The following is a 14623-nucleotide window of genomic DNA, read 5'->3' as shown; positions in this document are numbered from 1 at the left end:
TTTATCGATCCTTCCTCTTATTCTCCTCTGTCTTCTCATCTAAAATGCGTTTTAATTCATTAATATCTTCTGAAGATAATTTCTCCTCTTTTAAGAAATTAACAAGTAATGGCTTAAACGCTGCACCGCAAAAACGTTTTAGTAAAGATTTCGTTTCCACTTGCAAATAATTATCTTGTGATACTAACGGATAATAAGCGTACATACGCCCTTTATCTTGATGGTAAGAAACGGCTTCCTTTTGTACTAATCGATTAATTAATGTGCGGATTGTTTTCGGTTTCCAGTCCATTGCATCTTCCAGTTCTTCTATAATTTCATTCGCTGTTTGCGGAGAACTCGACCAAAGTACTTTCATAATTTCTAATTCCGCTTCAGATATTTTAGGTAATTGATTTGTCATCGTATGTTTCACTCCTAAGTATTACATTTGTAATCTATAATTAAGATTACAAATGTAATACTTAATTGTCAACCATATTTTAGAAAAATTAATTTCAGCTAAACCTTACTTCACAACAACAAAATTCCTCTTTTTCAAATAATCAAATAAAAAAACAAGAAAATCTTTACAATTAATAGTAATATAGAAAATAGACAAGTTTATCAAAATAGTGGAGGCTTTTTCAGTCATGATGCGTGCGCTTCGTTTAAATATAAAGCAAGCTTTTTGTAATCGTGTTTCTTTAATTATTATGTTTAGTGGATTTGTTCTTATTTGTATTTATCATTATTATTATGTAATTCGTTATTTAGGAGACGCTGCGAATGGACCTATATCGACGGATATTAAATGGATTGGATTTCGTGGAAATGAAATGGATGTTTATTTATTATTAATGCCAGTTATTGCAAGTCTTCCCTTTAGTACAAGTTATAACTCGGATAAGTCCGATGGTTTTAAACCGTTTGTCAGTAAAGAAATTTCTTTATTTTCTTATTCAGTAACGAAATATATCGTTACATTTTTTTGCGGCGGACTTCTTTATACATTTCCATTCATCTTATCGTTATTATTTTGCAAATTAACCATTCCAGACGGAGTACCAACGGCTGGTTCAGGCATTATAAATGATAACGGGATGTTCGCAAACTTATATGAAACTTCTCCCATCACTTACATTGCTGTATATATCGGAATTAATTTTTTATTTGCAGGTTTGATGGCTCTTTTAGGACTTGCTGCATCTGCATGGTCCCAAAAGGACTATATGGCGCTTCTATTTCCATTTGCAACTACCTCTATTCCTTACGTCCTGCTAAATACGGTACTCCCTACAATAGGCGGAGCACCTATTCATTTATATGATCCAAGGCAGCCGCTGCATGGCATGTCACCATATATTTTGACAATACAATGTGCCTTCTTCCTCTTCGTTAGCTTAATCATGTATATACAAGGAGTAAAACGTGATAGAAAAAAATATAGAAGAAGGTTGCAAAAAAGAGAGCGGTGCAGAAAAGCGTTTCAAGTATAATAAAACCCTAATTTCCTTACTATATTGGAAATTAGGGTTTTATTTACTATTCACTTACGGTGTACCTGCCAATCCCCATAAAATAACAACCGCTACAAAATAAATCGCTTTAATCGCTATTACTAAACATAATGAAACAATTGCATATTTACTTAATTCTCTTCTTGCACCTATTAAAGTGAAAATAACCGCCAAACTAAATGTTATATAAGAAGCTGCTGTATGTATTAAGTTATACGTAATATCTAGATTGCTTGTAAGTCCTGTTATATCAGCTACAAACTGAAGCATGATGATCGTACTAAAAAAAATTGCAAACTGATTCATTACCTTTCCATTTATTTGTAACTGCATTGTTGTCCCCCTTATTAAAAACTAAATATTCAATCAATTTTATCATTAGATTACAAAAAAAGGAATCATCTCTTTATACTATTCTATAACGATGCAAACAAAGAACGCTTAGTCACCTAAGCGTTCCTTTCTTTAAGAAGCTTTCTTCAAATCAATTTGAGCAAGTACTGGGTCATGGTCGCTTACACGTCCGTGCTCTTTCATTATATTTGAGTTTAAGTGCACTGGATCTACAATTGTGTGTGGTGCGATATTATTTGTTACTAAAATATGATCTAACACTTGTGCATTTCCTTCGTGAATGTACGTGTAACGATTCTCTTTTGGCACTGTGTTTAACATATCTTTTAAGATTGTTCCCTCTAGTGTTTTTAGTGGTTTAGAGAATTCGAAATCGTTCATATCACCTAACACGACAACTGGTGCATTCGTATTCTTTTTCTGAATTCCTTGCACGAAATGATTTACTTCTTGTGCTAACTGAATTCGTTTGTCTTCACTTTTTAATACGAGCGGCTGCACTTTTCCAAATGGCGTTGCATCTCCTAGTTTTGAGTTTAAGTGATTTGCAACGACAACAATGTTTTGTCCTTGGAACGTAAATTCTGCCGCTAACGGTTTACGTGTACTTTCAAATAATGGATTTTCGTCTCCAATACGAACAACATTTTTATCAAGTAACTTTGGTACCGGCGCTAATTTCACGCGTGATGGATTATAGAAGAAGCCGACGCGAATATTCGCTCCTGGTGCTCCTCCGTCTTGATTATTGTTTGGAGCGATTTCTACATACTCATACTTCGGTCCACGAATTTCTAGAACTGCATCAATGATACGTTTTGCGCTTAATGACGCATCTGTTGTACCGTCATTAATTGATCCGTTATTATCTTGCATTTCCTCTACACCGATAATATCTGGCATTTTTAAGTTGTATTTAATAGAATACGCTAACGCTTTTACCTTTTCATCTGTTGTTTCTTTTTTATTCGCTGAGAAGTTTTCAATGTTATATGTAGCAACCGTTAACTTATCAAGACGTGGCTGAATATTTGCGCCTACTTGCTTAAATCCACCATCCACTACAGCTGGCAGTTCTGTTATTGGCGAAATACGGAAAGAACCGTAATCATATCCTACTACCCCTGTTATATCTCCAGTGAAAGTATCTCCTACTTTTGCTACATAATCACGAGGTACTTTTACAGAAAGGCGCTCTGGGTTTAATTGATTTTCATCTAATAGAGGTGTGCCATATTGTGTTACTACTTTATCTCCACCATTTTTTACTGTTACATATAAATTTCCGTTTTTCTGAGGTGTAATAATTTTTGGTGTTGGCATCGTAACACGCATACCTTCTATACTTTCATAAAAGTCGATTGCATCTTCATTTGGATCAAATAAACCGAATGCATCATTATCAATAATCTGGTCTGGGATTTTCACACCGTTTTCCCCAAGTACAATCGGTGCCGGCAAAGATTGATCTTTTGCGATTACAGCAACGCGACTCGCCTTAATTTCTGTCGTCGTTAAGTCTGTTTCAAATCGCTCTGCATATCCTGGTCCAACATATTCTTCTACTACTCCATCAACTTGAATAAGATCTCCTACTGCTACATTCGCATCTTTTTTATATACGTACATACCTTCTGAAGTAGCTGGATCATTATCTGGCTGATTATCTTCTATATAAAAGCCGTTTTTATCAAGCGCTGTGACAACGCCTTCCACATTGTTTACTTTCTTCCCGTTGTAAGGAGACATATGTGATTTTCCTTGAATGTCATGAATACGAACCTGTTCATTATTTACGATAATAAATGAAAATGTCGAAATTGCTGAAGAAGTAAGTCCTTCTTTTTCTGCGATTGCTTTCACTACACTATTTTCATTCACTATAATTTGTCCATTATAACGAACACTTTTATTAGTAGGATTAGAGCCATCTAACGTATAGTAGATTGTTGCGCCTTCTGTATTCGTCGTTAATGTTACCGCTGTTCCTTTAGCAACTTCTCCGCCGTTCGGTGAAGCTACTACATCGCTAACACGATTCTGTCCTTCACCTTGAAACTTATAAGCTGTTACTGATTTTAGGCCTGGGTTACTAAAATATAATTCAAGAGTCCCAATCAAACTAACTTTCTTCCCGATATTTTCAGGGTGATCTTTTACATTCACTGCCGTTCTCACATCACCTTTTGGCAACTGAACGGGCATGATTTTGTCTGGATTCTTTTCGTTTGGTGAATCTGCAATTGCTACGTTTGTATCATCAAACTTAGCTGGATCCTTCGTATATTTAGAAGAACTTTGCGTATATCCAACAATATATCCTTCCACAATCCCCTTCGTTTTCCCTTGCTGCTTAAATACTTGAATTGCTTTTTCTACTGACATAGAAGCAGTTTCTTCTGCTTGCGCTAAAGTTCCAATAAATGAAAGCAATAGCAAGAATGATAAAAAGACACTTAACAATTTCTTCACAGCCATTTTCCTCTCTCTATTTCATATTTTCTCAGCATTTCTATCATAACAAATGATTCGTTATATAGAACTATTTTTCGACAAATTTTACAAAAGATTTATTTAATTTACAAGCTTTCAAACTATAATACAAAATAATAATTTTACACCTTCTACAAATGCACTCTATAATGTTAGAGAGAGAGAAAACAGAAAATATCGACATTTGATTGGCATGTAAAATGGATTCATTTGAATAGGAGTGATTGGATGGAAGTGCAAACAGAAACATACCGCGCAGCTATGAATGGAACATTAGAACGTCATTTTTCAGATATGATTGCCGTTATACCAACTAGAATTACAATTGAGCAGTTAAAACAACGGCTAGAAAATATCGCTACTAAAGTTGATGAGTTAAAAATTGTTTATAGTGATGAGACAAGCCTTATTGTTGAGTTACATATGGATGAAACAATCATACCGTATGAACTGCATATTGATGAGGCGAATGACCCAGAAGAATATAAAATGTACAATAGACAAGATTCTACAATCGTAGATCGGAATTTTGAAGATGCGGCTTTCGGTACTGAAATTTTCACTCGTACGCTATTTGTAGGCGATGTACTCGACTGCTTTTTCCAGCAAATACAATTTTTATGGAACCTCGCCCCAGATTTGTTATTTGTAATCGATTCAAGTGCAGCAATGAAAGTGATATCTAGAAACTATATTGAATATCACGTTGAAAATGAATTATTACCTGACATTCCTGACTTATACGTTATTCATTCCGTTTATGAAGACGATAAAGAAGGCGAGCCTACGCAATATTGGTTTCATACACACGGCCTTTTAAGAGCGGGCGTAACTGAAATAGAGTTAATTATTCCAAATCGCATTTCTTCCTACTACGGCATTGGCGATCTCTTTCAAACATTTGCTAATAATGCCGTTGAGAATGGACAAGTCCCTATGAATGAGCCTATGGTTATCGCGCATAGTCAGCAAGGTTCTATACATACAGTCGCTGTTCCGTGGGAAAAAGGATTATCTTATATAGGGCATAAAACGAGTATGGACCAATTATCTTCAATCGAGGATGAAGAAGTGAAATTACAACCAATAGATGCACAAAATACATTCTTAGGCGGAATGGATGCCCGAGATGAATACCATCAATCTCCATCCGTTCTCTTATTCAAATTTAATACTTCAGAAGAATATATTGAAAGTTTTTTCAAAGAACACGAGGAAGCTACAGGGCTCATGTTCTATAAAACAAATAGTGAAACCGATCGTATGGCTTATAATGTGAAAAATACTTTCGGGTATTTCAGCAACATTTTTCAAATTGAAAAATCCAATGAAGAGTTTCGTTTTCTCGCTAAGTTTGGTGTTTCCTATGAAGAGGGTAAAAGCGAACATATGTGGTTTGAAATGCAACATATTACAGAAGACCTGATTCAAGGAATACTCATCAATGAACCATATTTTATAGAAGATATGAGTGAAGGAAATAGTTATCATTTAGATTTTGATAACTTAACAGATTGGGTTATTTATGCAGGAGATGCTGTTATAAAGCCAAATAACTTATATATGTTTATTGGCGAATAAGTATTTTATATAATAAACGAAACGCCTTCAATATGATTGAAGGCGTTTCTTATAATTTATTGTGCGATTAATTCAGCATCTATTACTTTCTCCAAATGAGATAATACACGCTTTGCAGCTTCCTCACCTTGATTCATACAGTCTGGAAGTCCAGCACCAGCATAGGAGCTACCTGCCAAGTATATACCTGGCAACTCTTTCTCCATAAATGTTGTGAGCTTTTTCATTCGCTCGTTATGGCCTACTGTATATTGAGGCATCGCTTCTTTCCAGCGACTTACGATTGTAAACTCTGGATCCTCTGTAATATCCATCGTCTTCCTTAAATCTTCTAGTACGAGCTGAACGAGTTCTTCTTCAGTTTGTTCTACAACCGCTTCATCACCAGCACGTCCAACGTAACAGCGAAGGAGTGTTTTTCCTTCTGGCGTTGTATGTGGCCATTTTTTATGCGTCCACGTACATGCTGTAATCGTGTAATCGCTATTTCGTGATACGACAAATCCTGTACCATTAATATCGCGCTGGATTGCAGATTTTTGGAAAGCAAGTGCCACATTCGCAACGGATGTGGATGGAATATTACGGAAGAAACGAAACTGCTTGTACTGAGCAAACATGGACGGCAATACTTTATGCGAAGTTGCCACTACGATGGCGTCCGCTTCTATTTCTTTTCCGTTACTAAGAGTAATCGTATAACCATCACCCTGTTTTGCAACTTTTTCAATGCGAGTTCCCTTTATTATCGTACCTTCATGCATCTTTGCTTCGAGAGATTTTACGATAGATTCTAAACCTGTTTTCACTGTTTGGAACATTCCCTTTTTCGGTTCAGCTTTCTCTTCTTTCGGAGCGAGCGTACGCATACCGAGTGAAATACTGCGATGTTTCTGCTCAATTTGATACATTTGCGGGAATGTTGACATTAAGCTCATTTCATCAATATCCCCTGCATAAATACCCGATAGTAACGGTTCTATTAAGTTTTCAACCACTTCGTTTCCAAGACGATGTCTGAAAAATTGTCCGAGTGATTGGTCAGATACTGGCTTTGACCTCGGCATTAATAGATCAAAGCCAGCTCTTAGTTTACCAATTGGGGAGAACAGCCCGGAAAATAGAAACGGCGTAATTTGCGTTGGAATTCCCATCATTGATCCATTCGGCATTTTATGTAACCGATTGTTTACAAGGATAAATGATTGACCGGCTTGATTATTTACAAGTTCATCGCCAAGACCTAATTCTTTCACTAATCTAGCTGCACTTTCTTTTCGTGCTAAGAAAGAATCTGGTCCGCGCTCAATTGTAAATCCATCTTTTCGAACGGTTTGAATTTTTCCGCCAAGTTTACCCGATGCTTCTATAAGTAATGTATCAATCGGCAAGTTTTTTTCATGAATATTTTTTTGTAAGTTATACATTGCTGTTAATCCAGTGATGCCTCCGCCGACGATCACAACTTTTTTCCTCAAGCAGGCTCCTCCTTTCTTCTTACAGTACAGATTCTTTTTTCTTTAATACAACATCTGTTAAACAATCAATAAATGCCTCCGATGCATTTGGCATTTCTGGACGATAATATTTTGCACCAATTTCATCCGTTACAACTTTACACTCAAAGTCGTTGTCATATAAAACTTCTAAATGTTCCGCAACAAATCCAACTGGTGCATATACGAATGAAGTATAACCGTGCTTTTCATTTAGTTCTCTCGTTAAATCTTGTACATCTGGACCAATCCAAGGATCTGGTGTGTTTCCTGCACTTTGCCAGCCTACTGCATAGTTTGCTACTTCAGCTCCGCGCGCGATATAATCCGCTGTTTCATTTAATTGATCTGGATATGGATCGCCCATTGCAATAATTTTCTCTGGTAAGCTATGTGCAGATACGATTAATACTGCTTTTTCACGCTCTGCATCTGACATACCGTTATATATACCTTTCACTGCATCAACCCAGTACTGGATGAATTTCGGCTCTTTATACCAGCTATCAATGCCGTGAATTGTTAAGTTTCCAAGTTTCTCAGCTTCTTCTTGTGCTCGTCCAACGTACGATTTCACGCTAAACGTAGAATAATGAGGTGCAAGAACAAGTGCGATTGCATCTTGTATTCCGTCGTTATGCATATCTTTCACCGCATCTTCAATAAACGGTTCAATATGTTTTAAGCCAAGATACATATGGTACTCTACTTCATCTTGTACTTCATTTAAACGCTTCTCTAACTTCTTAGCTTGCTCTAATGTAATAGTAGCTAAAGGAGAAATACCACCAATTGCACGGTAACGCTCTGTTAAATCTTCCAGCATTTCAGGACTTGGCTTTCTTCCTCTGCGAATATGTGTATAGTAACGTTCAATATCTTCTTCTTTATATGGCGTTCCGTATGCCATTACAAGCAAACCAATTTTCTTTTTCATACAGCAATGCTCCTTTACTTCGCTAACTGCCCTTTAGAGTATTCATGAATAAATGTAGTTAAACGTTTTAATGTATCTGGATTTACTTCTGGGAATACACCGTGACCTAGATTAAAGATATAACCCGGCTGTTTCATCCCTTGATCTAAAATACCTTTTACATGTTCTTCAATAACAGACCATGGTGCAAGTAAGAATGAAGGGTCCATATTACCTTGTACCGCCTTATGAACGCCCCGTGCACGTGCTTCTTCAATCGGTAAGCGCCAATCTAAGCCGACTACATCAAGCGGTAAGTCGTGCCACTCATTCACTAAGTGTGCAGCTCCTACGCCGTGCATAATCATTGGAACACCCATCTTACGAACTTCTGCAAAAATACGCTCCATTGCTGGTTTAATAAATACGCGATAATCCGCTACATTTACTGTTCCAACCCAAGAATCGAAAATTTGAACTACTTTTGCTCCTGCGTTAATTTGCGCTTTTAAATATGTAATAACCATATCTGCTAGTTTATCCATTAAAGCAAACCAAGCTTTTGGCTCTGCATACATGAACGCTTTCGTATTATGGTAGTTACGAGATGGACCGCCTTCAATCATATAGCTCGCTAATGTAAATGGAGCTCCTGAAAAACCGATTAACGGTACGTCTAACATTTCTGTCGTTAATAAACGAATTGTATCTAGTATGTACGGTACGTCATCTTCTGGATTGATTTCCCCTAGTTTTTCTACATCTTGTAAAGAACGGATTGGGTTATCGATAACTGGGCCAATACCTGATTTAATTTCTACATCCACACCAATTGCAGGTAGTGGTGACATAATATCTTTATAAAGAATTGCTGCGTCTACGTTATATTGATCAACCGGCAACTTTGTCACGTAAGCACACAACTCTGGATTGTGTGTAATTTCAAATAAAGAATACTTTTCTTTTATCTTTCTATATTCCGGCTGCGAACGACCTGCCTGACGCATATACCATGCTGGTACATAATCAGTACGTTCCCCCCTACATGCTTTTAAAAATGTCTCATTTATAGTTCTTACCAAGACCCTTGCTCCCTTCCTTACCAATGCTTCGAATACGTTCGATATTTATCTTTTTTTACTATACAGCTTGTAAAAACAAAATGCATAATATTATGTACGTTGTTCATTAAATTGACACAAACATTCGTAAAAACGCTTACTATTTTCACAACATTCTTATTATAACACAGAGAAAAACTATGGTTTAGCTACTTTTGACTTTTCTCCTTCACGATTCGTTTGTGTATTATATGGTACAACGTAAAAGCTCGGTTTTGAAAATATGTTAATGAACTTTTCCTCATATTCCCCAGCACCATTTACAGTGCTAACATGCGTATGAATTCCATTCTCCACTCTATAGATTCGGTACATAATTCTGTTATCTGGAAGTGGTGTCCAGCTTAATTTTGCTTTAAATAAACCGAAAGGGCTAAATGATAATTTCATTTTTACATCTTCAATTTTGCGCAGCCGAATCGGAGCGCCGATTGTTTCCACACCTTCAGGCTTCATAAACTTCTCTTTATGTTCTACATTAGCCTTCGTTAAAATTTTCTTAAACAATTTTGTCGCAGATGCACTTTCTCCTTGCAACTGATGCTCCTTATCCGTACGGTCATAACCAATCCAAACAGCGCCTACTAAGTTCGGTGTATAACCAACGAACCACATATCTCTTGCTCCCTTATCGTCATTTGGCAATGAAGTTGTACCCGTTTTTCCAGCTAACGCACCGTTATATACACCAACTCTTGCTGTTCCTTCCTTCACAACTCCTTCTAACATTTTCGTCATATACCATGCTGTCTGCTTCGAGAAGATTTTTGTCTCTACTTTTGGAGATTCCCCAATGACTGCACCGTGTCTATTTAATACTTTATCAATAACGTGCGGCTCGATAATATTTCCATTTGCTAAAAATGAACGATACATTTTTACAAGATCAAATGTTGAAACGCCATTTTTCAATCCGCCAAGCGCTGTACTTAAACCAGCATCTGCAATATGAACATTTCCTTTTTCTAAATATTGCTTTCCTTCTTCTACCCCTAACTCATTTAATAAAGAAACTGCCGGTACATTTGCCGACTCTAAAATCGCATCATACATCGTCATTTCTTTTGAATACTCATGATTATAATTTCGAGGTTCATACCCTTCAAAAGAATTTCTTTCATTCATTAATAAAGAATACGGATTATACTTTTTCGTTTCTAGTGCTGGTGCATAAACGATAAGTGGTTTTAAAACAGATCCAGGCTGCCTTTTGGCAAAAACACGATTAAATCCTCTCGGGACGTACTTTCTTCCCCCAATCGCCGCTTTAATCCCTCCCGTACGATTATCCATTAATAAGAAAGCACCTTGCGCCCCCTCTTCTTTCCCAGGGAAATTCCTTGCATCTTGAAACTGGTTATATGCTACCTTTTGAATCTTTTCATCCATAGGTACGACAAACGTATATCCTCCGCGAAGTACTTCTTGATGAGACAACCCGTATAAACGAGCGGCTTCATCTATGACCATATCAATATACGGCATATATGCAAGCTCATTCTCATCTAAATTTTTATATAGAGCAATTGTCTTCCCTTGATAACGAACGCTTTCTTCTGCAGTCAAATAGCCTTGTTTATGCATAAGTGACAACACTAGATCACGGCGTTCCTTACTCTTCTCTGCAGAATAGTACGGTGAATATCCGTTTGGTGACTTCGGAAGGCCTGCAAGCATTGCCCCTTCCTCTACTGTTAAATCCTCAACATTTTTATTAAAATACAACTTTGCTGCCGCTTGAATACCGTAAGCCCCATGACCAAAATAAATATGATTCATATACATTTCAAGAATTTGTTGCTTCGTATATTTTTGCTCTAATTGAAGAGAAATTGCGACTTCCTTCAATTTGCGCGTAAATGTTTTTTCACGAGTTAAAAAGACGTTTTTAGCGAGTTGCTGCGTAATGGTACTACCGCCCTCTACCTTCTCTCTAGCTAACGTATCTTTATAAAGAGCACGGAATATAGACGGATAATCAATCCCTTGATGCTCATAAAAACGAGAATCTTCCACCGCAACAAACGCCTGCTGCACATACTTCGGAATTTGCTCGATTGGTACGAGCTCTCTATTTTCTACGTATAATTTCGTAATTTCTTTCCCTTTCTGGTCAACGATACGTGATGAAGAGTGGAAAACGAGCTGCTTTTCATCCATCATATAGCCACCAGCTAACACGATAAGTTTATAGATTACAATCGCTACTACGAACGTTGCGACGCCGCCTAATAAAGTCCACTTTACTTTCTTCATACATCGTCCTTCTTTCCAAATGATGGTACATTTATTATTTGAAAAAGAAGTATCTTTATGTATATAATCTTCGAAGTTTTTTAAGAGAGTTGATATAATAGAAACAAACTATTAAGGGGGGCATTAAAATGAAGGCTATTATTTCATACGAAACACCTCTAGAACAAGCACATTTCACTGCAAAAAATGATGAAAAAAATATGTTTTATAAAGAAAATACAGAAGAATCTGTAGAAGGTTCACTTCAATATGATGTACTAGATGCTGTCGGTGAATTTAAAGGACAACCTGGCTATATCGTTTGTAACAACATTTCTGTCACAGACGAAGGTCGCCCTGTATTTGAAAACCGTTTTAAAAACCGCGCAGGCCTTATTGAAAACGAACCAGGATTCCAAGCGATCCGTGTTCTACGCCCATTAAGTAACGATACATACGTCATCTTAACGATGTGGGAAACAGAGCAAAACTTTAAAGACTGGACAGAATCACGTTCATTCGAAAACGCTCATAAAAAACGTCCCACGCAAGCAGAAGGACAAGCTCAAGCGCATCCACATGCGGAACAGCAAAAGAGTATTTTCTCTCGTCCATCTTTTGTGACTACTTTTGATGTGTTAGTTTAATTAAAACATAATACAACACTAACAGTACGTGAAATTATATTAACGATTTTCCGAATATATCTATCATATCTTTGAATATATCAACGATTTTCCGAATATATCTATCACATCTTGAAATATATCAACGATTCGACTAAAGATATCAATTTAATGACAAAAAGGAAACACCATTACACACCGGTGTTTCCTTTTTCTTTGTACCAATTATATATACGAAGTGAATCTTTTTTTCTCATATGCTTTACTTCATAACCCCGCCCAGCTACCGCTACAAGAGTTGTACATAATTCATCTTTTCTTTGAAAATACGATTGATTATAACCTACTGCTTGAACATGTCTTCTTCGCATTATTCCTGTATATTTCGAAAAATTACGATATACAACCGTTAGTTGATTTTCTCTTAATTCATAACCGCCACTTTTATATCTAGCATACGCAAATAACGAAAACACGATAAATAACGGTAAAATAAAAAACAACGCAATATATTGTTTAAAATATATACTCACGCTGGCAATTAGAACTGTGAGTATGATACTTATTAACCAGCCCATAATGAAATAACGACGCAACGCTGTTTTTGGTAAGTGAACGATCTCCGCTTCGATTTCATATGGTAACTCTAAATATGTGATCAGGTGCTGTACATCTTTTTTCTTCATAAATGGATGCAACATTACTTCGTTACTTGCTGCTCCAATACTTTGAATTGCTTCCACTTCAACAGCACAATAGCCAAACGGCTGGCGAAGCATACCTTCTTTTACAGTAATCGCTTGAATGCGGTGCAATTTTAAGACAAACTCTTTCTTTTCAAATAATCCTTGAACGATACGAATCTCTTCCCCTTTTCGCTCAATTTTAAAGTTTGCATATTTCAACACATATCCAGCCGTGGAAATAATCCACGAAATTCCCATTAAAATTAATGCAATTACAATTAGTTTATAAACACCGTTTCCCATCACATACGCTTCTACTTTACTTGTGAATCCTTCAGGAAGAACAAAATCAAACTTTGTGTAAAGAAGTACTAGTCCAGAGAACACTAGTCCGAACCGACCAGATGTAATCGCTGCGGCTAAAACCTCTTTCGCTGTTAACTGATAAACCGTCTTGCTTTCTTCCTCTTCTATTTCTTCTTTTACAGTAGTTTCTTTCTTATGTAATAAAGAAATTAAATGTTTTGCCTCGTCTTCTTTAATACCAGCCAACATCACTTCTGGTTCATTACCACCACCGGCTACTTCTATATTTAACTTCATAAGTCCGAGCATTTGATAAATGATGTTAGAAGACGTACTAATATTTTGCACACGTTCTTTATTTAAACAGCTTTCCTTCTTTACAAAAACACCGTGCTTTATATGTAAAATATTATTCTCAATCCAGTACACTTTAAAATACCATTTAATTGCTGAAAAAATAGCCATGATGAATAAAACAACCAGAAGAAAAAGATAAAATAAATACCAAGGTTCCACTTGTTCATCAGGTTTAAATAAAACAAGAATAATAAGTGGCAACAAACTCGCAATCCTAATACCTAACAATATCGTAATCGGATGTTGCCTCTTATACATCCTTATCACTCACTTTCGCAAGTTCTCCAATTTGTCTTTTCAGCTGTTCTGCTTCTTCTTTCGTTAAACCTGGAATACTATGAGAAGTTGCGGCTGTTGAAATATGTAATTCTGCTAAATTATACTTTCTCATGATCGGCCCTTGCTCAATCGTTACGTGCTGCACACGGATCATCGGAATAAGTACGCGTTTTACAACGAACATTCCCTTTTGAATCTCAATCTCTTCTTCATTTAATCTGTAACTATAATAGCGCTGACGTAAATTTGGAAACACAAAATAATCAAGTGGAATAAATGTAATAGCTCCTGTTACTAATAGTCCAAACAACCAGCCCCACCAGTTAAAGTTAATCATAAAAAAGAAATACGCAATTACGACTGTTAGTATAACTGCCGTCCCAATTAAAGCGTGAATTCGCCACACTTTCAGCATATTAGAATGAATCTCCCTTTCTAACGGCTGCATCTCATCACTCCAATTCTATGAATTTATTACTTATATATTATCAAAAAATAAGATTTAATATACATTTTTGTAAATTTATAGTCAAATAAAAATAGTTGAATCAAAAGCATATTAAAGAAACACACACCTCAGTTTTGAAAATTATGTATTATAAATATGAATTATATTGAACTAAAATAAACCTTACATGATTCATGTAAGGTTTATCGTTTTATACACAATATAT

General features: G+C 36.2%; 12 protein-coding genes. 3 read left to right on the top strand and 9 right to left on the bottom strand.

Going from position 1 to position 14623, the window contains the following annotated elements; all coding sequences use genetic code 11:
* Nucleotide 1: 1 nt before the first annotated feature.
* The gene (locus ACZDYH_RS08350; RefSeq protein WP_000184509.1) at nucleotides 2-403 is read right to left on the bottom strand and encodes a BlaI/MecI/CopY family transcriptional regulator; all 402 of its coding nucleotides are present in this window, start codon (nucleotides 401-403) and stop codon (nucleotides 2-4) included.
* Between the two features lie 229 nt (nucleotides 404-632).
* Here ACZDYH_RS08350 and ACZDYH_RS08345 point away from each other — a divergent pair, with 229 nt between their 5' ends.
* Nucleotides 633-1478, top strand: coding sequence for a hypothetical protein (locus tag ACZDYH_RS08345; RefSeq protein ID WP_000984145.1), 846 nt, complete (start codon nucleotides 633-635; stop codon nucleotides 1476-1478).
* A gap of 54 nt (nucleotides 1479-1532) precedes the next feature.
* On the opposite strand, the gene ACZDYH_RS08340 is transcribed toward ACZDYH_RS08345, so the two are convergent.
* Together ACZDYH_RS08340 and ACZDYH_RS08335 are read right to left on the bottom strand one after the other, a co-directional pair.
* Nucleotides 1533-1832 carry a hypothetical protein gene (locus ACZDYH_RS08340; RefSeq protein WP_001176843.1) on the bottom strand — a complete coding sequence of 100 codons (300 nt, stop codon included), beginning with the start codon at nucleotides 1830-1832 and terminating at the stop codon, nucleotides 1533-1535.
* Nucleotides 1833-1964: 132 nt separating this feature from the next.
* Nucleotides 1965-4331, bottom strand: coding sequence for a DUF6359 domain-containing protein (locus tag ACZDYH_RS08335; protein WP_474886150.1), 2367 nt, complete (start codon nucleotides 4329-4331; stop codon nucleotides 1965-1967).
* 243 nt (nucleotides 4332-4574) lie between these two features.
* Here ACZDYH_RS08335 and ACZDYH_RS08330 point away from each other — a divergent pair, with 243 nt between their 5' ends.
* A complete protein-coding gene (locus ACZDYH_RS08330) occupies nucleotides 4575-5927 on the top strand; it encodes a DUF4026 domain-containing protein (protein WP_474886146.1) in 1353 nt (450 codons plus the stop codon).
* Between the two features lie 56 nt (nucleotides 5928-5983).
* Here the strand turns inward: ACZDYH_RS08330 and hemY are convergent, their stop codons facing one another.
* From hemY to ACZDYH_RS08310, 4 genes are all read right to left on the bottom strand, one after another.
* Nucleotides 5984-7405: a protoporphyrinogen oxidase gene (gene hemY / locus ACZDYH_RS08325; RefSeq protein WP_001228101.1), complete on the bottom strand. Its 1422-nt coding sequence runs from the start codon at nucleotides 7403-7405 to the stop codon at nucleotides 5984-5986.
* A 19-nt stretch (nucleotides 7406-7424) separates the two neighbouring features.
* Nucleotides 7425-8360 (bottom strand): ferrochelatase, encoded by a 936-nt coding sequence (hemH, locus tag ACZDYH_RS08320; RefSeq protein WP_000726779.1) that lies wholly within the window; start codon nucleotides 8358-8360, stop codon nucleotides 7425-7427.
* A 14-nt stretch (nucleotides 8361-8374) separates the two neighbouring features.
* Nucleotides 8375-9421 (bottom strand): uroporphyrinogen decarboxylase, encoded by a 1047-nt coding sequence (hemE, locus tag ACZDYH_RS08315; RefSeq protein WP_168411106.1) that lies wholly within the window; start codon nucleotides 9419-9421, stop codon nucleotides 8375-8377.
* Nucleotides 9422-9598: 177 nt separating this feature from the next.
* Nucleotides 9599-11716, bottom strand: coding sequence for a transglycosylase domain-containing protein (locus ACZDYH_RS08310; RefSeq protein ID WP_474886142.1), 2118 nt, complete (start codon nucleotides 11714-11716; stop codon nucleotides 9599-9601).
* A gap of 128 nt (nucleotides 11717-11844) precedes the next feature.
* Here ACZDYH_RS08310 and hmoB point away from each other — a divergent pair, with 128 nt between their 5' ends.
* A complete protein-coding gene (gene hmoB / locus ACZDYH_RS08305; protein WP_000644063.1) occupies nucleotides 11845-12342 on the top strand; it encodes a heme-degrading monooxygenase HmoB in 498 nt (165 codons plus the stop codon).
* 170 nt (nucleotides 12343-12512) lie between these two features.
* On the opposite strand, the gene ACZDYH_RS08300 is transcribed toward hmoB, so the two are convergent.
* Together ACZDYH_RS08300 and ACZDYH_RS08295 are read right to left on the bottom strand one after the other, a co-directional pair.
* Nucleotides 12513-13928: a PH domain-containing protein gene (locus ACZDYH_RS08300; protein WP_474886140.1), complete on the bottom strand. Its 1416-nt coding sequence runs from the start codon at nucleotides 13926-13928 to the stop codon at nucleotides 12513-12515.
* The gene (locus ACZDYH_RS08295) at nucleotides 13921-14397 is read right to left on the bottom strand and encodes a PH domain-containing protein (RefSeq protein WP_001182725.1); all 477 of its coding nucleotides are present in this window, start codon (nucleotides 14395-14397) and stop codon (nucleotides 13921-13923) included. The genes ACZDYH_RS08300 and ACZDYH_RS08295 overlap by 8 nt, the downstream gene beginning before the upstream one ends.
* Between the last annotated feature and the right edge of the window lie 226 nt (nucleotides 14398-14623).

The organism is Bacillus sp. EB V-12, from assembly GCF_056158125.1.
Note: the sequence above shows the minus strand (reverse complement) of the source record. Positions and strands in the feature narration are given on the sequence as shown.